The sequence below is a fragment of the Streptomyces sp. NPDC090499 genome, from assembly GCF_044769305.1.
Lineage (GTDB): Bacteria > Actinomycetota > Actinomycetes > Streptomycetales > Streptomycetaceae > Streptomyces.
Genome location: NZ_JBIVXP010000003.1, coordinates 661,663 through 682,244 on the forward strand (window position 1 = coordinate 661,663; position 20,582 = coordinate 682,244).

The following is a 20,582-nucleotide window of genomic DNA, read 5'->3' on the forward strand; positions in this document are numbered from 1 at the left end:
CAGCCGTGCGCCCGCCCGGACCACAAGGTACGGCGGTAGCGAAGCGGAATCACGCCGCACGGAGCCACGGACACGGCACACAAGCGCGTCCGACCTCGTCATCCGATCAGGCACGATCAGGACACAGCTCACACCTCCGAGCACCCCATGCGCCCAGGAATATCACCATTCACAGCGAAGTTCGCGCTGGCGAAACCGAGAAGCTCCCCGATAGCGTCGGACCTCTTGAATGGACTTTTGTCTCACGGGGAGTTCACTGTGAAGCGCCGTACTTTGCCCGCAGCTGCCGCACTGGCGGCAACCGCAGCGCTGCTGTTGACCGCCTGCGGTAGCGGGGACGACAAGGCCAGCGACAACGACAAGATCGCCGGGGCGGACCAGGGGACGAAGACGCCGACAGCTTCGGCATCCGCTTCGGGAGCACCGGCAGCGGACAAGCCGGACGGCGTGGATGTGTCGCTGCCCAAGGACATGAACCTGACCATGGCCTTCGACTGGGACAAGCCGAAGGACAAGAACGAGGCGGCAGCGACGGAGGATGCCGCGAACTTCCTTCGCGCCATCTACCGGGGCATCGACCTGCGCTCGACCAAGGATGCGGCTCTGTCCACGTACGCCACCGGCGACGGGCTCCACTACGCGCAGGTGCAGATCAACGACTGGATCAAGGGCGGCTGGACGGCGACCGGCACTGAGCGCCACTACGACCTCAGCACCCGGTCCACCACGAACGGCCAAGCCGTGGAAGTGGCGTTCTGTGTGGACTCAACCACGTTCTACGGCAAGGAGATCAAGACCGGGAAGGTCCTGAAGACCAAGCCCAGTCTCGCGGACTTCGACTATTTCAAGATCGTCATGGCCAAGTTCCCCACAGGCAATGACCTGTGGCAGGCGTCCAAGGTGTACGTCCAGACCAAGGCGGCGAAGTGCCAGTGAGCGGATCGCGCCGCGTACTGCTCGGCGCCGGGGCACTGACTCTGCTGCTCAGCCTCCTCCTCGCGGAACCGGCCTACGCTCAAGGGCCGTCGAGCAAGGGCAGGGGCGCCGACACAGAGCAGACGGGCGGCAAGGACAGCACCAGCATCTACGCCGCCGCCCGCATCCAGTACTCCGGCTCCGTCACCAAAGACGGCAGCACCGGAAACGTCACGTCCTCCGACGTCAACTGGACGCCACCGCCCTGCTGGTACGCCCCCTACCTCGGTGCCAAGGACTTCAAGAAGAAGATGTCCGGGCAGATCGATAGCGCCAAGAACACGCCCGGTATGGGGGGTACCGCCGGCGCGGCGATCGGTGAGATGCAGCGGCACTACGAGGACGAGTACGGCTGGACGGACACCCCCGGCTACAAGGACTACAACGTCGACAAGGACGGCGAGGGGATGTTCTGGGCCGCGGTCGAGAACCCCGACGAACCCGACATACTCAAGCGGAGTTCGTGTAACGACCTCCCGTTCTGGGTCGAGAACGGCGACACCCCGCCGGCCCGGTACGAAGAGGCCCTCAGCCCGGAGATCCTCGCCGCCCTCGCGTACCAGCGCATGCAGTTGCCCGACACCAAGGTGAACCTCGCGCCCGAGGCCACCACCAAGGTGAACCTGCCGACCTGGGCCTGGCTCGACAAGGCCGTCTTCAACGAGGTCCAGGCCACGGCGGCTCTCGATGTCCCCGGTTTCAACATCCGGGCCACGACCACCGCGAAGCCCGTCGCTCTCAAGCTCGAACCCGGCACCGCGGACTCCGAGACCTTCCCCGCCTCCGGCGAGTGCGTCTTCAACGCCGACGGCTCCATCGGCAAGCCCTACACCAAGGGAGACGCCGGCAGGACGCCGCCCTGCGGCATCCGGTACCTGCACTCCTCCGGTGACGGCGTCTTCAAGCTCCGGGCGACGATCACCTGGAAGATCTCCTGGACGGGTACCGGCAACGCGGGAGACGACCTGCCCGACGGCACCTTCGGAACCACGCAGGACATCACCGTGCAGGAAATCCAGGCCGTCGTCCGCTGATCGGAGGCATGTGGCCGACGGAGCTTCGTTCCGTCGGCCCCACGGAAGGCGGCATCCGAACCGCTGCCCTCACACGATCCACCGCAACGACTCCGCGATCGAGTCACAGAGCCTGCGCATGGGACCGTTCACTCCGCTGACCGGCACCGCGAACGCCAGGGCCAGATAGCCGACGCCCCCGGGCATCCGGACGTACAGGTCCAACATCGTCGGTCCGACAACTCGCACCGCCTCGCCCGCAGGAAGAGTGACGGCCGAGACCTCTGCCGGGGCCGGGTTCTGCCGTTGCTTCGCTGCGAGCGACTCCCGGAGGTCCCGCGGAGTCAGCCCCCCGGTCCGGGGAATCAGCGAGACGATGAGCGAAGCAGGCAGAATGCCGCCGCCTTCCAGCTCCGGCCTCAGGAAGAACTCCAGCGCACCGGTCCTGGTCGCGGCCTCAGCGGTGTTCCGCAGGGTCGCCCAGGTCTCCTGCTTGATCTCGGCCGGGACGTTCTTTCCGTCGGCCTGGTGGTCCACGAACGTCTTCAGCTGGGCACGCCAGCGCTCCTCGGTGAGGTCGATACGGAACCAGTCCCGGGGGACCAGGAGCCGGTAGTCCCTGGGGGGTGCCGTGGCGTCGGGCTCCGTGGTCATGCCGGCATCACTGCCGGCTTGCCCGACTCGTTGAAGAGGCGGACGCTCTTCACGACACCGGCGAACATGGCCGAGAAGACGTCCCAGGCCCGGGGTGTGGGTGTGCCCATCTCCAGGACCAGGACCGTTCCGTTGTCGAGCGGTATCTGGACCTGGATGAAGGAGGTCACCACCGGTTCGTCGGCTCCGGAGGCGGTGAGGCTGCCGGGCAGGCTCCCCTTCCGGGTGCCGATGCAGGACACGGCCGGACCGCAGGGCAGCTCGATCTCGCTGACCTGGCCCATGTCGAGGTGACGCATCGTCGAGCCCAGGAACGCGACGGGGCGAGTGCCGGCCCTCGCATCCAGGTCGATCATGCTGACGGTGACCGTCGCCGTGCACCGGTCCCCGTCCACCTCCGTCATGACGAAGCCGGAGTACTGGATCCCGGCCTCGGCGAACGAGTCGTACTGCGCGGCAACCATGACCGCCCACTCCAGTTGCACCTCGAAGGTGGCTTCGGGCATCACGGAGCGGGCCAGTTCGACGAGTTGCTCGGCGGTCTCGTCCAGGCTCTCCGCGTCCATCGGGATCTCGAAGAATCCCTCCGGCATGATCCAGCGGACATCGATACCCGGGCCACCGAGCGAACCTTGAACATTCTCTTCAGCTGTTACGGCGCTCACGACAGGCCTTCTCCATCAACGGATTCTGCTTCGTCCGCTTCGGGACGGAACGTGGCCGCGAATGGATACGGGCCGTAGTGCGGATAGTGAGCGGGTACATCTGCCCCGCCTCTGCGCGCGAGATGCGCCAGCTCCCGGTAGGCACGCGCGCGGGCCCGGAGGTTCTGGCGAACCGGGTTCCCCCAGTGCAGAGCGGCAGTGCGTACGTAGACGGCGAGCAGGATCAGCACGACGGCGCCGGCCACGGCCGCATAGACGAGTCGCGCGGTGCCCGACTCCCAGAACTGAACCACGCCGCCCCAGTACACCGCCGCGCCAAAGCCGATGAGCGCCAGGGGCACACCGATCTTGAACCCCGCGTTGAACAGCGCGGTCTCGTCCTCATGCCGAAGCCGGAGCATACGAAGGACCCGCCGGTCGTCCAGGAAGTCGAAGCGGAGTTCCTTGCTCGACTGCTCTGCGAACGCCTTGGCGGCCGGGACGGCGGCAATCACCTCACCGGGAACGAGCCGCGCGGCCTCTGCTCCCCTACGGCCGACGAATTCCCATTCGCCGAGGTCGGTCGAGTCGCTCACTTGGATCACCTTCTTGATACGCGGCTTGAACGGACGTCAGAGCGCCTACGCAGCCAACGCCGCGTGGAACGGCTTCGGAGAAGGCTGAGGCGATGGCGACGGAGTTGGGGTCGGTGTGGACTCGGCGGGTTCCGGCTCCTGGTAGCCGGTGGTTCCGCCGTTCTCGCCACTGAACATCCTGTGGAGTGCGCTCGCGAGGCCGTTTCCCTTGATGACCCCGGTGATCTGCTTTCCGGCGATGGGGACGAATTTTTCAGGAAGACCGGCGACGCTGAGCCGCTGCCCGACTTTGAGACCTTGGGCAAGGACCTTGTTCGTCAAGGTGACGCTGAGGCCGTTGAGGAAGTTGTGCCCGACTCCGGCAAGAGCACCAGCCCCGACTTTACCCAAGGTGCCTGCTTTGAAGAGGGCCGTGAACTTTTCCATGCCCCTGAGTCCAGAGAGAGCCTTGAAGCCCTTGAGCGCGCCGAGTCCGGGAAGGACTCCCAGAAAGTCGGTGCCGAGCTTGAGCCAGTTGACCTTTCCACCGCGCACCGTCATGTCGTAGGCGTGCCCTGCGAGCGCCGCCGCGCTGGTGAGCACCGCGAGGGTGGCGAAGATGGGAACCAGGAACTGCAACGGCGGGATGAATGCGCAGACGACTGCCAGAACGGACAGGATCGCGGAGATGTTGGAGAACGTGTCGGCCCAGTCGGCGAGCCAGTTCATGAATCCGCCGGGGTCACGCACCGAGTCGTGATGGACCACGTCCTTGATGTGGCGGGCGGCACGGTCCCCGGCGTCGTCGAAGATGTCCCTGGCGTCTTTGACTTCCTTGCGCGCCTGACCGATGCGATGCAGCGCGTCGTCGCGCTTCCTCTCCCAGCGCTCGTACTCGGGCTTTTCTGCCTCGGGTATCTCACTGACGAGGTACTTGTCCGTGATCTTCTTCACTTCCCGATCGGCGAGATCGTGATCGGACTTGGCCTCACGGTAATCCGTCAGGGCCTTGTCAGCCTTCTTCTGCGCTCGCTGCAACTCTCCGGCGAACTCATTGGATTCACCTTCGGCCACCTTGGTACCCAGCGCCTTGGACGCCTCGTCGTACCGCTCGAACGCCTTCTTGAGCCGGTCTCCGGCACCGTCGGCGATCTCGTTGAAGGCACGGCCGGCGTCACTGTCCCAGCCCTCCACCGAGGACAGGGCCTTGATCACGCGCGCCTGCTCGTCGATCATGTCGGCCATCTGCCGCAACTTGCGTCCGAGGGCGGCGACTTCGTCGGGATCCCCCGGAGTGGGATCTTCGTCCCACAGCGGCGGCCAGTCACCGGATCGCCTGCTCACTTCTTGCCCCTCCCCGTGTTGTCGGCAATTGCCTTGGCCAACTCATGGTCGATCTCTTCGTACTTCTGGGCCGCCGCTCCGGTGTAATCGGCCAGCTTCTTGAGTTCCTTCGACAGGGTCTTGCGCGTCTTCTTCCAGGTGGTGCTGAACTCGTCGAAGGCGTCTTTCAGTCCATCGTGCCCAAGTTCGTCCTCGTAACCGTCCGAAGGGTTCCCGTGCTGGTCAAACTCACTGTGGAGCTTGCCCAGTGTTCGAGAGCACCCCTTGATCATGTCGAGGTCGTACCTGATTCTGTCGGCCATTGAAAAATTCCCCCATCATGGACATGAGACACTGCCGCGAGACTTCCTCCGGCGAACTACATGGAAGGTGGGACGGGTTTGTCCACGAGTACCGACCACACCGTGCGGGACCGGCTCGGCGTCACGCCCGACGCAGCGGTCTGGTGCACGATCGGCAAGATCCCGGAACCGCCTGTCGAAGTGCACCGGGCAGCCGGATCGGCGCCCTTGCGTCCCGCCTTCATCAGGCCGCTGGGCATGCTCGGGGTCGCGGTGGGCATGCCCTTGCTGTTCATCGGCAAACTGTTCGGTCTCCTCGGCGCGGGTGAGGAGGCTCTCCAGCGGATGCTGTCGACGACCGGGGAACAAGAGCGTCACCGCGCCGCGAAGCTCGAAAAGAAACAGCGTGACGAGGCCGTCGTCGAACTCGGCCTCGACAAGACCTTCGACGGCGACTGGAACGGGGCGGCCGGCCGCCTCCTCCTGCAGTGGTACAGCCATTCCTCCCACCACCAACGCCTTGTCGCACTCGCCGGGGACCGCATCCTGCTGGCCGCTCCGCCCAAGCGCGTGTCGATCCGCCGTGACGCCCTCATGCAGGTCGTCGCCGAGATACCCACCGAAGAAGCCGTCCTTGCGGACCCCCTCCTCGCCTTCAAGGTCAGGAACGAGAAGCTGGTCCTGCGTTTCAAGGACGGCTCGTGGCTCACGCTGACGACCGTGCAGTGGGACAGCGAACTGCACACGTACTTGAAGCACCATCAGCAGCCGGGCGAGGCCCGGGCCACCGAAGCCTGACAGCCAAGTGCGACGGAGCACGGGACGTGCTCCGTCGCACCCGGTCGTTCAGCGACCTCGGACTTTACTAACCCTTGGCCTGCTTCGCCAGCGAGTCGTCCAGCTGCTCGTACGCTTCCTTGGCCTTCTTCAGGAAGTCGGACAGGCCGTGCAGGCCCTGGATCGTCTTCGTCGCGCCCTTGGTGAAGTCCTTCATGGAGTCGTCGTACGCTCCCGAGGCCTTCTGGGTGGTGAAGCCGTTCTCCACCAGGGCGGAGACGCGCTTCTCGACGTTCTTGATCTTGTCCTCAAGCTCGTGCATGTCCTTGATCAGGTCGCCGGCGACCTTCTCCATCTCGGCATATGTGAGATCCGTGTCCTTGCTGGCCATGACGGCTCCCTCCCGTTGGTGTGGCCTCAGGGCCTTCCCCCGTGGCACCGATCGCGCGGATCCTTGGCCATGACATGGCCGTCCGCACGAGCAAAGATCCTACGGGGGTGACGCGTGCGACCGCACGGGCCTTGTGCGGCGGAATCGTGAACCGTGCAGATCCCGTTGCATCCGGGAAAGGGCGGGCGGCTAAGGTCACTTCCACTGTGTTGGGTGCTCTAGGTGTGTTGGGGGACGGAACGTGCGCCTGAGTCTGACCGTCGTCGACCCGGTCGGCGGTGCCACCGCCGACGTGGTGCTCGACGCAGATCCCGAGTCGACCGTCGGAGACGTCGCAAGGGAGTTGGCCCGGCAGGTCGGTCTGGGACATCCGGACGCCGCCGCGGGCGGCGCCCAGGTCATCCCCATCGGCGCGGGCCGCCAACAGGCCGCCGCCGTACAGGTGTCCGGGCCGCTCGCCTACGTCGACGGGTACGCCCTCGACCCCGCCGCCACCGTCGTCGGCTCGCCGTTGCGTGACGGAGTCGTCGTCAGTCTGCACGATCCCGCCGGGTGTCTGCTCGGTGAGCCCACCGGTGTGGTGGAGTTCCGGGTCGCGGGCGGTCCCGCCGCCGGCGCCGTGCACCGGCTCGGGGTCGGGCGGTACGACATCGGCAGCGGGCAGGCTTCCCCCCTCCGCGTCGAGGACCCGGAGCTGCCCGCCCGCGCGGCCACCCTCACCATCGCCATCGACGGCACCTGCAAAGTCACGACCCACACGGACGACGCGCGGCTGGACGGGGAGGAGTTCAAGAACGACGGCGACTGGCCGCTCGGTTCCCAACTCGCCCTCGGCAACTCCCTGTTCGAAATCACCGCATACGGTCCCCCCAACGCCGCCCTCAAGTGGTCCGACGACGGTGCCGGGCTCGACTACAACCGGCCGCCGCGGCTGCGTCCCGCCGACCGGCAGACGCACTTCTCGCTGCCCAACCCGCTCGGCGACTACGAGGCCCGGCCGCTGCCCTGGCTGATGGCGCTGCTGCCGCTCGTCGGCGCGGTCGTGTCCGTCTTCATGTTCCATCGCTGGTACTACCTGGTGATGGCGGTCATGAGCCCGATCATGCTCTTCGGCAACTACTTCATGGACAAGAAGCACGGCCGGAAGTCCCACGCCAAGCAGCTCAAGGAGTACAAGGAGCACAAGGCGCGGATCGAGGGGGAGGCGCAGGAGGCGCTGGTCGCGGAGCGGTCCGAGCGGCGGGCCGCGGTGCCGGACCCGGCGGCCGTGCTGACGTACGGCACCGGGCCGCGGACGCGGCTGTGGGAGCGGCGGCGTACCGACGCCGACCATCTGCTGATCCGGTTCGGCACCGGGCGGGTGCCCTCCGAGGTCGAGCTGGACGACCCCGAGCAGGACGAGCACAAGCGCAAGGTCCGCTGGTACATCGAGGACGCCCCGGTCGGTCTTTCGCTGCGCGACCTCGGGGTGATCGGGGTCGCCGGGCCGGGGGACTCGGCGCATGCGCTGGGCCGTTGGGCCGTCGCCCAGACCGCCGTCCTGCACAGCCCCATGGACGTGCAGTTCTACGTCCTCACCGACAACGACGCCGGTGAACGCTGGGACTGGGTGCGGTGGTTGCCGCACTCCCGGCCGGGCGGCGGGCAGGACGTGAACGTCCTCATCGGCACCGACTCCGAGACCGTCGGCGCCCGCGTCGGCGAGCTCACCCAGCTCCTCGACGGCCGGCAGAAGGCCCTGCAGAAGGGCGGGCGGAGCAAGACGGACGGACCGGCGTTCTCGGACCCCGACATCGTGGTGGTGTGGGACGGGTCCCGGCGGCTGCGGTCCATGCCGGGTGTCGTCCGGTTGCTGAAGGAGGGGCCGGGCGTCGCCATCCGCTCTCTCTGCCTCGACGAGGAGGAACGGTTCCTGCCCGGGGAGTGCCAGGGGGTCGTGGTCGCCGAGCCGCGGGCCGCCAAGGAGACCGCTCCGGCGGCGCCGGTGGCCCAGCAGGCGGTCGGCGGCTTTCCGTCCTTCCAGGCCTGGCATCCCCAGAGCGGCAGCGGCGGCGGTGAGGAACAGGCGCCGCAGGACCTGGAGTTGCGGCTGCGCGTCGAGCAGAGCGGGGCGCTGCGCAAGCTGAACGTGCGGCCCGACCTCGTCTCCGCCGCCTGGTGCGGACGGCTCGCCCGCTCGCTCTCCCCGCTGCGCGACATCAGCGGCGAGAGCGAGGACTCCGCGCTGCCCGCCGCCAGCCGGCTGCTCGACGTGCTCCAGCTGGAGCCGCCCACGCGGGACGCGATCTCCGCGCGCTGGCGGATGGGCGGGCAGTCGACGATGGCGGTCATCGGGGAGTCGTACGACGGCCCGTTCGGCATCGACCTGCGGCGCGACGGGCCGCACGGGCTCATCGCCGGTACCACCGGTTCCGGCAAGTCCGAGCTGCTGCAGACCATCGTGGCCGCGCTGGCCGTCGCCAACACCCCCGAGAACATGACGTTCGTGCTCGTCGACTACAAGGGCGGTTCGGCGTTCAAGGACTGTGTGAAGCTGCCGCACACCGTGGGCATGGTCACCGACCTCGACGCCCACCTCGTGGAGCGGGCCCTGGAGTCGCTGGGGGCGGAGCTCAAGCGGCGCGAGCACATCCTCGCCGCCGCCGACGCCAAGGACATCGAGGACTACCAGGACCTCGTCAAGCGGGACCCCGCGCGCGCCCCGGTGCCCCGACTCCTCATCGTCATCGACGAGTTCGCGTCGATGGTGCGCGATCTGCCCGACTTTGTCACGGGACTTGTCAATATCGCCCAGCGTGGGCGGTCGCTCGGGATTCACCTGCTGCTCGCCACCCAGCGGCCCTCCGGTGTCGTGTCGCCCGAGATCCGCGCCAACACCAACCTCCGGATCGCGCTGCGCGTCACCGACGCCGGTGAGTCGACGGACGTCATCGACGCGCCGGACGCCGGGCACATCGCGAAGAGCACGCCGGGCCGGGCGTACGTCCGGCTCGGGCACGCCTCGCTGGTCCCCTTCCAGTCGGGGCGGGTCGGCGGACGGCGGCCGGGCGCCGCGGACCCGGCCACCCTCGCGCCCTGGGCCGGGGCGCTGTCCTGGCAGGACCTCGGGCGGGCCGCGCTGCGCAAGCCGAAGTCCGAGGCGAAGGAGGACGACGAGATCACCGACCTGAAGGTGCTCGTCGACGCCGTCCGCGAGGCCAACACCGCCCTGCGGATCCCCGCCCAGCACTCGCCGTGGCTGCCCGCCCTCGACGACACGCTCCTGCTCGACGACGTACCGGCCGTGCAGGCGCAGGGTTCGCTGCCCGCCGCCGCGTACGGTGTCGAGGACCTGCCCGCCGACCAGGCCCGCCGCGCGGTCGCCGTCGACTTCGCGACCTTCGGGCACCTGATCATCGCCGGTGCCCCGCGCACCGGCCGCTCGCAGGTGCTGCGCACCATCGCCGGTTCGCTGGCCCGCACCAACTCCTGTGCCGACGTGCACCTGTACGGCATCGACTGCGGCAACGGCGCGCTCAACGCGCTGACCCGGCTGCCGCACTGCGGTGCCGTCGTCGGCCGCAACCAGACCGAGCGGGTGGAACGGCTCATGGCCCGCCTCTCCGGTGAGCTGGGCCGTCGTCAGGAGCTGCTCGCGGACCGGGGTTTCGCGGACATCGGCGAGCAGCGGGCGGCCGTGCCGGAGGCGGAGCGGCTGCCGCACATCGTGCTGCTCCTGGACCGCTGGGAGGGCTGGCTGCCCACCCTCGGCGAGCTGAACCACGGTGACCTCACCGACCAGATCATGGTGATGATGCGGGAGGGCGCGAGCGTCGGCATCCATCTCGTCCTCACCGGCGACCGGCAGATCCTGGCCGGCCGGATCTCCTCCCTCACCGAGGACAAGTACGGTCTGCGGCTCGCCGACCGCGCCGACTTCTCGATGCTGGACATCAACTCCCGCAAGGTTCCCGAGGAGATCCCGCCCGGCCGCGCCTTCCGCAGCGAGACGGCCGCCGAGACCCAGTTCGCGCTGCTCTCCGCGGACACCACGGGGCAGGGCCAGAACGCGGCGATCGTCGCGATCGGCGAGGCGGCCGAGGCCCGCGACGCCCAGGTGCCGCGCTCCCTTCGCCCGTTCCGGGTGGACGTGCTGCCCGGCCGGATCTCCTTCGAGGACGCCTGGGCGATGCGCACTCCGGCTGCCGCGGCCACCCCGCTGTGGGCCCTGGTCGGCGTCGGCGGCGACGAACTCACCGCCTTCGGGCCCGACCTGGCGCAGGGCGTCCCCGCCTTCGTGATCGGCGGTCCCGCCAAGTCCGGCCGTTCCACGACCCTGTTGGGCTTCGCCCGCTCCTACCTCGCCAACGGCGTGCGGATCGTCGTCGCCGCGCCCCGGCAGTCACCGCTGCGTGAACTCGACGGCCAGGAAGGCGTGCTGAAGGTCTTCACCGGGCGGGACGTGGACGAGGACGAGCTGACGGAGGTGCTGTCGTCGGCGTCCCCGGCCGAGCCGGTCGTCGTGCTCGTCGACGACGCGGAGGTGCTGGACGACTGCGACGCCGAGGACGTCTTCAAGCGGATCGTGGAACGCGGCACCGAGGAGGGCCTCGCCGTCGTCATCGCCGGTGACGAGGACGAGATCTGCGACGGCTTCTCGGGCTGGCAGGTCGACGCCAAGAAGGCCCGCCGGGGCATCCTGCTCTCCCCGCAGGAGTCCGGCTCCGGCGAGCTGATCGGCATCCGGACCACCCGGGCCATGGTGGGCGGGCCGATCCAGCCCGGCAAGGGCATGCTGCACCTGGGCAGCGGGGAGCACGTCACGGTGACGACCCCGCAGTAGTGGACGAAGGCCGGGGGACAGTGGAGTCCTCAGTCCCCCGTCTTCGACATCACCGCCACCGGGTTCCCCTCCGCCGAGCTGTCCGAGGTGTAGACCAGGTCGCCGTGGCTCGGGGTCAGGTAGACGGTGTTCGTGGCGGGGTCGCAGCCGTCGTGGTTGCCTTTGGCGCCGGTGGAGGAGGCGACGAGCCGGGCCGCCGTCACCGATCTCAGCGTGAGGATGTCCGTGCAGACCCCGCCCAGCCGGTCGGTCTGCCGCAGGCGGCCCAGCTCGTGGCCCACCCCCGTCTGTTCGACGGTGACCCGGAAGGTGCCGATGGGCAGGTTGCCGGACAGGGCGGTCGCCGAGCCCTCCCAGGTGCCGAGGTAGGCCGCCGGGATCTTCCCGCCACCGGTGGCGGACGGCGCGGACGCCGAGGGCGACGTCGAGGGCGACTTGGCCGCGGCGCCCGTGTCACTGCCCGCCCCGTCGCCGTCGGACCCGAGGAACGGCTGCACCAGGAACCCCACCCCGACGGTGACCACCGCCAGCGCCGCGGCCACCGCGAGCGCGACCGTGCAGCTCACCCGCCGCCCGCGCCCGCCCGCGCCCGGTACGGCGGTCGCGGCGACGCTCACGGACACCTTGCCGGGCTTGCCGGGCGTCTCCTCCGGCGCGGGCACGGCATCCCGCGGCTCCGGTACGGCGTCGGGTACGGCCGCGGGCGGCACCGTCGGCGGCGGGCCGAACTTCCCCGCCACGGACGGCGTGCTGAACTCCACCGGCCCGGACACCGGCCCGGACACCGGTACGACGGCAGGCACGGCCTCCGCCGCCTCCAGGTTCAGCACCTCCACCGCGCTCCGGCTCACCCGCTCCACCAGGGCCCCCGGCAGCCACCCGCCGGCCACCAGGCGTGCGGCCCCCTCCGGCGCCAGCCGCCGGGCCACCTCCGCCGGGGCCGGTCGCCGGCCCGGCTCCTTCGCGAGGCAGGCCTCGGCCACCTCCCGCAGTTCGCCGCCGAGCGAGCCGAGTTCGGGCTCCTCGTGGACGACCTTGTAGAGGAGGGCGGCCGAGGAGTCCCCGGGGAACGGCGGCGCCCCGTTCGCCGCGTACGCCAGCACCGCGCCGAGGGAGAAGACGTCCGCGGCGCCCGTGGCGCCCTTGCCGAGGATCTGCTCGGGGGACATGTATCCGGGCGAGCCGATCGACACCCCCGACGACGTCAGCGAGGCCGTGCCGTCCGTGGCGCGGGCGATGCCGAAGTCGATGAGGAGCGGCCCGTCGAGGGTCAGGAGCACGTTCGAGGGCTTCACGTCCCGGTGTACAAGCCCGAGTTCGTGCACGGCCGTCAGCGCCTCGGCGAGCCCGGCGCCGAGCGCCCGTACCGTGTGCGCGGGCAGCGGGCCGCCGTCGGTCACGGCGGCCGTCAGGGAGGGACCGGCCGCGTAGGCCGTGGCGACCCAGGGCACCGGCGCGTCCGGGTCGGCGTCCAGGACGGAGGCCGTCCAGGCGCCGCCGACCCGCCGCGCGGCCTGCACCTCGCGGCGGAAGCGGGCGCGGAACTCCTCGTCCAGCGCGAAGTGCGGGTGCACGATCTTGACGGCGACGGAGCGGCCGCCGGCCGAACGGCCCAGATAGACGCGGCCCATGCCGCCGGAGCCGAGCCGGCCGAGCAGTCGGTACGGGCCGACGGTGGTGGGTTCGTCACCCGCGAGCGGTTGCATGCGCCCTCACCCCCCAGAGAGTTCGGCAGCAGCCTATTCGCTCCGCGGGGCGGGCGGTTCCTTCGCCGCGGGCCGGTGGGGGCTGGTCGCGCAGTTCCCCGCGCCCCTGCGGGGCGCTCCTTACGGGGCGCTCAGCAGGTCGACCTTCACGTCCGCCGCGAAGCCGGTCGTCGGGCCCACCCTGCGGGCGAACTCGGCCACCGCCGCCAGTTGCGGGGCGCCGAAGCTGAAGTCGAGGGTGGTGAAGTACTGGGCGAGGGTCGCCTCGTCGAAGGCCTCCCAGCGGGCGGCCTGTTCGGCGACCTTGGCGACCTCCTCCAGGGAGAGGTCGCGGGAGTCGAGGAAGGCGCCGTGCACCTCACGGGTGAGGTGCGGCTCGCGCTCCAGGTAGTCCCGGCGGGCCGCCCACACCGCGAAGACGAACGGCAGGCCCGTCCACTCCTTCCACAGTGCGCCGAGGTCGTGGACCTGGAGGCCGAAGCGCGGGGCGTCCAGCAGGTTGGCGCGCAGGGCCGCGTCGCCGATCAGCACCGCCGCGTCCGCCTCCTGCATCATCAGGCTGAGGTCGGGCGGGCAGGTGTAGTACTCGGGTTGGACGCCGTAGCGGTCGGCGAGCAGCAGCTGGGCGAGGCGGACCGAGGTGCGCGAGGTGGAGCCGAGGGCGACCCGGCGGCCGTCCAGCTGGTCCAGCGGCACCTGCGAGACGATCACGCAGGACATCACCGGGCCGTCGCAGCCGACGGCGATGTCCGGGAAGGCGACCAGGTCGTCGGCGTTGCGCAGGAATTCGACGAGGGTGATGGGCCCGATGTCGAGGTCGCCGCGCACCAGCTGCTCGCTGAGCTTCTCAGGGGTGTCCTTGGTCAGCTCGAAGTCGAGGAGGGTGCCGGTTCTCGCGAGCCCCCAGTAGAGGGGCAGGCAGTTCAGGAACTGGATGTGGCCGACGCGCGGCCGGGTGCGAGAATTGTCCACATCGCGAGACTAAACCCCATGGGGTACCGTGCTGGGACCGCCCCCACCTCTGGTGTCCCGACCGTCTCTCCGGTCAACCCGCCCTCGGGGCCTTCAAACGTCCGGGTGACGTGATCTTGGCCTCTGTTGCTTTCGGCTGCCCACATGCTAGGCTCGCCGCAAGTTGCAGTTTGGTTTCCCTTGCAGTACAGAGCCTGCGGAGCATGTAACCGCGGGCTCTCGTAGTTTTCAGACATATGCAGTTGTGCGGCACTTAGTTTGTTTTCACACTTGCAGGTTCTGGAGCAGGGCGACCCTTTGGGCCCAAGGAGGGCTTATGGCTACCGGAACCGTGAAGTGGTTCAACGCCGAAAAGGGCTTTGGTTTCATCGCCCAGGAAGGCGGCGGCCCCGACGTCTTCGTCCACTACTCCGCGATCAACGCCAGCGGGTTCCGCTCCCTGGAGGAGAACCAGCAGGTGAGCTTCGACGTCACGCAGGGCCCGAAGGGTCCGCAGGCGGAGAACGTCACCCCCGTCTGATCCCAGACAATCCAAGTCTGATCGCAGACTGAGTGCAGTACCCAAGGAGCCCCGCGCCGTCAGGCGACGGGGCTCCTGCCTTTTCCGTCCCCGTTCACACGTGCTGCATCACCAGCACGAACGTGGTGCCGGGCGCCAACGCCTCGTACACATGCGGAACATCGCCGCGATACGTCAGATAATCCCCGGGGTTCAATTCGACGGTTTCTCCGCGTGGCCCGGCCTCGACCTGCCCGCTGCAGACGACGAGGTGCTCGACCGTTCCCGGGATGTGCGGCTCGGACTCCCGTGCCGCGCCCGGCTCCATCCGCAGGTGGTAGATGTCCCGGCGGGCGCCGGGCGGGCTGGACGACAGCAGGGTGGCGGCGAAGTCGGCCCGCTCCGACGCGACCGTGGGCCCCTCCCCCGCCCGGATCACCTGGACGCCGGACACCGGCGGCTCGACCAGCGCGCTGAACGGCACGCCCAGCGCCACGCCCAGCGACCACAGCGTCTCCACGCTCGGGTTGCCGCCGCCCGCCTCCAGTTGGGACAGCGTCGACTTCGCGACACCGGCCCGTTTGGCCAGCTCGGACAGGGAGAGCCCGGCCCGGGTCCGCTCCCGCTTCAGCGACCCGGCGATCCACTCCATGGGAAGCCGTTCTGACCGGCCCGGCCGGCCGGATGCCTCGGACATCACGCTCGTTCGCTCCATCGGTACGACTGTTCGCCTTGACGAACACCACTCTACGCGTTCATCGTGAAGAACATGCGTTCGCCAAACCGAACAACCCGAACGACTCGACGCACGGCCCGGCCGCGGAGGCCGGCCGCCCTGGTCCGGGACAGTTCACTCGTCTGGCTGGCCGGCGGGATCGTCGGCGTCTCCTTCGGCGCGGTCAGCGTCGCCGGCGGCCTGCCCTGGTGGGTCCCGGTCCTGATGTCCCTCGTGGTCTACGCGGGGTCGGCCCAGTTCAGCGCGGTCGGCGTGCTGCTCGCCGGCGGCGGCCCGCTGGCGGCCGCGGCCACCGGCCTGCTCCTCAACACCCGCACGGCGGCCTTCGGTCTCGCCGTCGCCGACCTGCTCGGCCCCGGCCGCGCCACCCGCCTGCTCGGCGCCCACCTGGTCACCGACGAGACGGTCGCCTTCGCCCTGGCCCAGCCGGACCCGGACCGCCGCCGGGCCGCGTTCTGGGTCTGCGGGCTCGGCCTGTTCGCCGCCTGGAACGTGGGAGTGGCGGCCGGGGCCCTCGCGGGCAGCGCCCTCGGCGACACCGGCCGCTACGGCCTGGACGCGGCGTTCCCCGCGGTGCTGGTCGCCCTGGTCCTGCCCGCCCTCCGCGCGGACCGCGGCGTGCGGCGCGCGGCCCTGCTCGGCGCGGCGCTCGCCCTCGCGGTCACCCCCGCCGTCCCGCCCGGCCTTCCGGTCCTCCTCGCCCTGCTGGGCCTGTGCACGCTTCCGGGGGTACGCCGGTGAACGCGACGGTGGTCATGATCCTGGCCCTCTCCCTCGGCACGTACGCCTTCCGCCTGGTGGGCCCGGCGCTGCACGGTCGGGTGGAGATCCCGGCGCGGGTCCAGGAGCTGGCGTCGGCGGGGGCGGTGGTGCTCCTGGCGGCCCTGCTGGCCACCGGCGCGCTGACCGAGGGCGGCGGCTTCGCCGGGATCGCCCGCCCGGCCGGGGTGCTGGCGGCGGGCGTACTGGCCTGGCGCAGGGCGCCGTTCGCGGTCGTGGTCCTCGGGGCCGCGGCGGTGACGGCGCTGCTGCGGGCGGCCGGGGTCGGCTGAGCGCTCCGCCGGAAGAGAGGAAGCGTTGCCAAAAGAGAAGACTTCTCGTTCTGCTACGGTCGCCGGGTGGGACTGCGGGAGAAGAAGGCGGAGAAGGTCCGGGCCGCGATCTACGACGCGATGATCGCGCTGGCCGAGCGGGACGGGTACGAGGCCGCGACGGTGGAACAGGTGGCGGAGCAGGCCGAGGTCGCGGTCTCCACCGTCTACCGGTACTTCGCGAACAAGGACGCGATCCTGCTCGATCCCGTCGAGCGGAGCGTCGGCGTGCTCGCCGGCCGGCTGCGGGCCCGGCCCGAGGCGGAGGACGTCGCCGTCTCCCTCGGGTGGACCGTGCGCGCCGCGCTGGAGCTGCCTGCGGAGGAACTCGCCCGGCTGCGCCGGCTGCGCGCCCAGCTCGACCGGGCGCCCGGACCGCGGGCCCGGCTGTGGGACCTGGTGAGCCGCGAGCGCCTGCTGCTGGAGGACGCGATCGCCGAGCGCAGCGGCCACGACCAGCTGTGGAACGCGGCCGCCGCACACCTCACCCTCATGATCGTCGGCATGGCGTACGACCACGACCGCGACAGCCTCGACGGGACGCCACCGGCCGACTACGCGGACCGGATCATCACGATGCTGCAGGCCGGCGCCGGGGCGCCGATCCCGGCCCGCGCGCCGCGGGCGGACCGGGACGGCCGGCCGTGACCGACGAGACGATCGACGTGGTGATCGCCGACGACCAGGAACTGGTGCGGGCCGGCTTCGAGATGATCCTGGACGCCCAGCCGGGCATCCGGGTCGCGGGGGTGGCCGGCGACGGTGTGGAGTGCGTCGAGCTGGCCCGCCGGCTGCGGCCCGACGTCGTGCTGGTCGACATCCGGATGCCCCGCCTCGACGGCCTGGAGGTCACCCGCATACTGGCGGGCGAGCGCGACGGCGGCGGCGAGGGCGGGAGCGGGCCGAACGTCGTCGTCATCACCACCTTCGACCAGGACGACTACGTACGGGACGCGCTGCGGTACGGCGCCTGCGGCTTCCTGTTGAAGGACGCCTCCCCCGCGCTGCTGGTGGAGGCGGTACGGGCGGCGGCGCGCGGCGACGCCCTGGTCTCACCGGCGGTCACCGTCCGCCTGCTCGGCGAGTTGCAGCGCGGCGGCCCGCGCAGTGGGCGCGACGCGGAGGCGGCCGGGCTGAGCGTCCGGGAGACGGAGATCATGCGGCTGGTGGCCGTGGGCCGCACCAATCAGGAGATCAGCGAGAAGCTGTTCCTGTCGCTGTCGTCGGTGAAGACGTACCTGGCCCGGATCCAGACCAAGATCGGTGCCCGCAACCGGGTGGAGGTCGCCGCCTGGGCCTGGGAGAACGGCGTGGTCACCTCGCGGTCCGAGTAGCATCGCGCGCCGGTCGCGGTGGGTGCGGCGGCGAGTCCGGGGACCGGGGCACGCTGGCCCGGACCTCCCACTGGGCGGGGTCGACGGCGCCCGCCCAGAACTCGCCGTCGAGCGCCTCGACGCGCTCCCGCAGCCCGATCAGGCCGAGCCCGCTCTGGCCGCCGGCGGGGCTGCCGATCCGGCGGTGCGGCAGGCTGTTGGCCACCGTCACGTACAGCCACTCCGGGTCGGCGTCCAGCCGTACGACCACCCGCTCGCCCGGCGCGTGGCGGTGCACGTTGGTGAGGGCCTCCTGGACCACCCGGTACACGGATGTCTCCACCTCCGGGCTGAACCTGCTGGTCCGGGCCGCCGCCGCGGCCTCCAGCCGGGCGGCGGGGGCGTCGGGACGGCGCCGGGAGAAGCCGGCGACCAGGTCGCCGAGCCCGGAGAGCAGGTCGGCGGGGCGCAGCGCCTGGTGGTCGTCCTCGCGCAGCACCCGGACCAGGCGCCGCATCGAATCCAGGGTCTCCGTCCCGGACCGGGAGATCGCCTCCAGGGCCAGGTCGACCTTCTCGGGCGAGATCGCGTGCACGGTCCGGGCCGCGTTGGCCTGCACGATGATCCCCGTCATGTGGTGGGCGATGAGGTCGTGCAGGTCACGGGCGAGGGCGAGCCGCTCGGCGTAGCGCACCTCCTGGACGGCGCGCCGGCGGCGGACCTCCAGGGCGCGCAGGGAGCAGCCGATGAGGAGCGCCAGCGCGAGGGCGACCGTCAGCGCGTACTGCCCGGCCACGAGGCTGGACACGGTACGGCCGCGCAGCGGCATCATCAGCACGGCGGCGACCAGGGCGGCGGCGGTCCAGCCCGTGGTGCGGTCGGACTCCGTCTCGGCGAGCACCCGGACGATCAGGAACAGCAGGGCGAGGAGCTCCAGGAGGCCCCAGTCGTTCACCGGCCGCGGATAGACCAGGCACACGCAGCTCAGCACGGCGGACAGGGCGGCGATGACCGGCGCCCGGACCGTGAGCGGGGGCGACCAGCGGGTGTCGGGCAGCGCCAGCACGGCCAGCGGACCGGTGACGAACACCGGCAGCCAGCGGATGGGTGAGCTCGGCTGCGCCGGGTTGTACACCGCGAGGATGTCGACCACCCAGGTGAGGGCCAGGGCCAGCAGCGCGGCGGCGGTGACGAGGCGCCGCACTCCGGGCGAAAACGGAAGTTTCCAGTCCACCCCTACAGCGTAGGAAACGGACCCCCTCCCGTGCTGTCGGCCGGATGGCCGACACGCTGCGGCACCGGCCGCACCAGAGGCTGACGCGGCCGGGGTGCGGCCCGGCCCAGCATGGTGGTGGGGCACGGGCGTTCCCCCGGCGCCGGTGCCCCACCCGAGCCCGTCGACGACGGCAGGCCGCCGCCAGGAGCACCGCCCCGTGTGCCACCCCTCACCACACCGGGCGCCGTACGGGTCGTGAAGACGGGCGAGGGACGTCCGGCGCCGCCGGCCCGAGCCGCCGCGGGGCGTCGCGGGCCGGCGGCGCCGGGGACGGGCTACCAGGTCACCGGCAGCTCCAGCGGGAACCGGCGGATGGTCTCGGTGTCCCAGCGGACCTCCTCCGGCCGCACCGCCAGGCGCAGGTCGGGGAAGCGGTCCAGGAGACGGCCCACGGCGACCTCCAGCTCGGCCATCGCCAGGGGAACCGCGATGCACCGGTGGCCGCCCCAGCCGAAGGTCATGTGGGGAGCGACGGGGCGGTCGGGCACGATCTCGTGCGGATCCGGGTAGCGGCCGGGGTCGCGGTTGGCCGTCAGGTACGAGACGTGGACGAAGTCGCCGCGCCGGATGAGCACCCCGTCGAGCTCGACGTCCTCCAGCGCCACCCGGGGAATGCCCACGCCCTTGCGGAAGGGGATGTACCGGAGCAGTTCGTGGAGGAACTCCGTCATGTCCTTCTGGTGCGCGTAGGCGTACTGCGCCAGCTCCGGGCGGGTCAGCAGCAGGTACATGATGTTGCTGATCTGGCAGGTCGCCGTGTCCTGGCCGCTGAGCGTGAGCGTCAGCAGCAGTACGGCCAGTTCCCTGTCGTCGAGGTGGTCGTCGCCGTCCCGTGCCTGGACGAGCAGGCTGACGAGGTCGGTGCCGGGGGCCTTGCGGCGCTCGGTGACGAGCCGGCCGAAGTAGGCCGTCAGGTCCTGCTTGGCCGCGCGGGCGACGTCGCGGTTGCCCTCGCCCACCACCAGCAGCCGGTGGACCTGCTCCTGCATCCGGGGCCACTCGGCGCGCGGGATGCCCAGCAGGTCCATGATCGTGTGCTGGGGAAGGGGGTCGGACAGGTGCCGGACCAGGTCGGCCGGCGAGCCCTCGGACTCCATCTCGTCCAGCAACCGGTCCGTGAGGAGGACGATCCGGTCCCGCATGCGGTCCACGTGCTGCTGGGTGAAGGCCTGGGTGGCCAGGTGACGGATCCGGCTGCTGTGCGGCGGGTCCATCACGTTGATCGACTCGGGGGAGACGATGGGCTCGGCGGTCATCCGCGGATAGTCGTGCTCGATGATCTCGGCCCGGCTGAACCGGGGATCCGTGGTCACCACCTGCACCGACTCGAAGCTGGTGACCAGCCAGGCACCCGGCTCCCCGTAGGGCAACCGGATCGTGCCGAGAGCACCGCGCTCCATGAAACCGGCCAGGGCCGGGTCGAACTCGAGGGCCTTGCTGAAACCGAAGGGGCAGTCGACGGCCTGCACGTTGTTCTCCTTCATCGGTCGACCATGGTGACCTCCTGTCGTGA

At 70.4% G+C, this 20,582-nt stretch carries 20 protein-coding genes; 9 read left to right on the forward strand and 11 right to left on the reverse strand.

From position 1 onward, the window contains the following. The first annotated feature begins 258 nt into the window (after positions 1-258). A complete protein-coding gene (locus tag ACIQVL_RS15015; protein ID WP_403475479.1) occupies positions 259-936 on the forward strand; it encodes a hypothetical protein in 678 nt (225 codons plus the stop codon). Beyond that, positions 927-2,009: a hypothetical protein gene (locus tag ACIQVL_RS15020; protein WP_403475480.1), complete on the forward strand. Its 1,083-nt coding sequence runs from the start codon at positions 927-929 to the stop codon at positions 2,007-2,009. Before ACIQVL_RS15015 ends, ACIQVL_RS15020 begins: the two co-directional genes overlap by 10 nt. Before the next feature lie 69 nt (positions 2,010-2,078). Here the strand turns inward: ACIQVL_RS15020 and ACIQVL_RS15025 are convergent, their stop codons facing one another. The 5 genes from ACIQVL_RS15025 to ACIQVL_RS15045 form a co-directional block, all read right to left on the reverse strand. Then, a complete protein-coding gene (locus ACIQVL_RS15025; protein WP_403475481.1) occupies positions 2,079-2,642 on the reverse strand; it encodes a hypothetical protein in 564 nt (187 codons plus the stop codon). Beyond that, positions 2,639-3,235: a hypothetical protein gene (locus tag ACIQVL_RS15030; protein ID WP_403475482.1), complete on the reverse strand. Its 597-nt coding sequence runs from the start codon at positions 3,233-3,235 to the stop codon at positions 2,639-2,641. The genes ACIQVL_RS15025 and ACIQVL_RS15030 overlap by 4 nt, the downstream gene beginning before the upstream one ends. Positions 3,236-3,303: 68 nt before the next feature. Then, the gene (locus tag ACIQVL_RS15035; protein WP_403475483.1) at positions 3,304-3,882 is read right to left on the reverse strand and encodes a hypothetical protein; all 579 of its coding nucleotides are present in this window, start codon (positions 3,880-3,882) and stop codon (positions 3,304-3,306) included. A gap of 45 nt (positions 3,883-3,927) precedes the next feature. Next, positions 3,928-5,205: a putative T7SS-secreted protein gene (locus tag ACIQVL_RS15040; protein WP_403433695.1), complete on the reverse strand. Its 1,278-nt coding sequence runs from the start codon at positions 5,203-5,205 to the stop codon at positions 3,928-3,930. Further along, positions 5,202-5,507 (reverse strand): hypothetical protein, encoded by a 306-nt coding sequence (locus ACIQVL_RS15045; protein WP_403475484.1) that lies wholly within the window; start codon positions 5,505-5,507, stop codon positions 5,202-5,204. Before ACIQVL_RS15045 ends, ACIQVL_RS15040 begins: the two co-directional genes overlap by 4 nt. Before the next feature lie 78 nt (positions 5,508-5,585). Between ACIQVL_RS15045 and ACIQVL_RS15050 the strand changes: the two genes are divergently transcribed. Further along, positions 5,586-6,284 carry a hypothetical protein gene (locus ACIQVL_RS15050; protein ID WP_403433693.1) on the forward strand — a complete coding sequence of 233 codons (699 nt, stop codon included), beginning with the start codon at positions 5,586-5,588 and terminating at the stop codon, positions 6,282-6,284. 67 nt (positions 6,285-6,351) lie between these two features. Here ACIQVL_RS15050 and ACIQVL_RS15055 read toward each other — a convergent pair whose 3' ends face one another. Beyond that, a complete protein-coding gene (locus ACIQVL_RS15055; protein ID WP_351708727.1) occupies positions 6,352-6,654 on the reverse strand; it encodes a WXG100 family type VII secretion target in 303 nt (100 codons plus the stop codon). A 241-nt stretch (positions 6,655-6,895) separates the two neighbouring features. Between ACIQVL_RS15055 and ACIQVL_RS15060 the strand changes: the two genes are divergently transcribed. Further along, positions 6,896-11,476 (forward strand): FtsK/SpoIIIE domain-containing protein, encoded by a 4,581-nt coding sequence (locus tag ACIQVL_RS15060; RefSeq protein WP_403475485.1) that lies wholly within the window; start codon positions 6,896-6,898, stop codon positions 11,474-11,476. Between the two features lie 29 nt (positions 11,477-11,505). Here the strand turns inward: ACIQVL_RS15060 and ACIQVL_RS15065 are convergent, their stop codons facing one another. Together ACIQVL_RS15065 and ACIQVL_RS15070 are read right to left on the reverse strand one after the other, a co-directional pair. Beyond that, a complete protein-coding gene (locus tag ACIQVL_RS15065) occupies positions 11,506-13,182 on the reverse strand; it encodes a serine/threonine-protein kinase (RefSeq protein ID WP_403475486.1) in 1,677 nt (558 codons plus the stop codon). Between the two features lie 120 nt (positions 13,183-13,302). After that, complete coding sequence (locus ACIQVL_RS15070) at positions 13,303-14,154, reverse strand: menaquinone biosynthetic enzyme MqnA/MqnD family protein (RefSeq protein WP_403433685.1); 852 nt, start codon at positions 14,152-14,154, stop codon at positions 13,303-13,305. Between the two features lie 316 nt (positions 14,155-14,470). On the opposite strand from ACIQVL_RS15070, the gene ACIQVL_RS15075 reads away from it, so the two are divergent. Beyond that, entirely contained in the window at positions 14,471-14,674 is a 204-nt protein-coding gene (locus ACIQVL_RS15075) for a cold-shock protein (protein WP_003992177.1), read from the forward strand. A 94-nt stretch (positions 14,675-14,768) separates the two neighbouring features. Here the strand turns inward: ACIQVL_RS15075 and ACIQVL_RS15080 are convergent, their stop codons facing one another. After that, positions 14,769-15,368, reverse strand: coding sequence for a helix-turn-helix domain-containing protein (locus ACIQVL_RS15080; RefSeq protein WP_403433683.1), 600 nt, complete (start codon positions 15,366-15,368; stop codon positions 14,769-14,771). A 54-nt stretch (positions 15,369-15,422) separates the two neighbouring features. Between ACIQVL_RS15080 and ACIQVL_RS15085 the strand changes: the two genes are divergently transcribed. The 4 genes from ACIQVL_RS15085 (at position 15,423) to ACIQVL_RS15100 (ending at position 17,814) form a co-directional block, all read left to right on the forward strand. Beyond that, a complete protein-coding gene (locus ACIQVL_RS15085; protein ID WP_403433680.1) occupies positions 15,423-16,130 on the forward strand; it encodes an AzlC family ABC transporter permease in 708 nt (235 codons plus the stop codon). Beyond that, on the forward strand, positions 16,127-16,441 hold the full coding sequence (locus ACIQVL_RS15090; RefSeq protein ID WP_403433677.1) for an AzlD domain-containing protein: 315 nt from the start codon (positions 16,127-16,129) through the stop codon (positions 16,439-16,441). The genes ACIQVL_RS15085 and ACIQVL_RS15090 overlap by 4 nt, the downstream gene beginning before the upstream one ends. Positions 16,442-16,507: 66 nt before the next feature. After that, the gene (locus ACIQVL_RS15095; protein WP_403475487.1) at positions 16,508-17,128 is read left to right on the forward strand and encodes a TetR/AcrR family transcriptional regulator; all 621 of its coding nucleotides are present in this window, start codon (positions 16,508-16,510) and stop codon (positions 17,126-17,128) included. After that, complete coding sequence (locus ACIQVL_RS15100; RefSeq protein ID WP_403475488.1) at positions 17,125-17,814, forward strand: response regulator; 690 nt, start codon at positions 17,125-17,127, stop codon at positions 17,812-17,814. Before ACIQVL_RS15095 ends, ACIQVL_RS15100 begins: the two co-directional genes overlap by 4 nt. On the opposite strand, the gene ACIQVL_RS15105 is transcribed toward ACIQVL_RS15100, so the two are convergent. Then, positions 17,795-19,027, reverse strand: coding sequence for a sensor histidine kinase (locus ACIQVL_RS15105; protein ID WP_403475489.1), 1,233 nt, complete (start codon positions 19,025-19,027; stop codon positions 17,795-17,797). The two genes, ACIQVL_RS15100 and ACIQVL_RS15105, sit on opposite strands and share 20 nt — an antisense overlap. A gap of 317 nt (positions 19,028-19,344) precedes the next feature. Continuing rightward, complete coding sequence (locus tag ACIQVL_RS15110) at positions 19,345-20,553, reverse strand: cytochrome P450 (protein WP_403433670.1); 1,209 nt, start codon at positions 20,551-20,553, stop codon at positions 19,345-19,347. Positions 20,554-20,582: the final 29 nt, after the last annotated feature.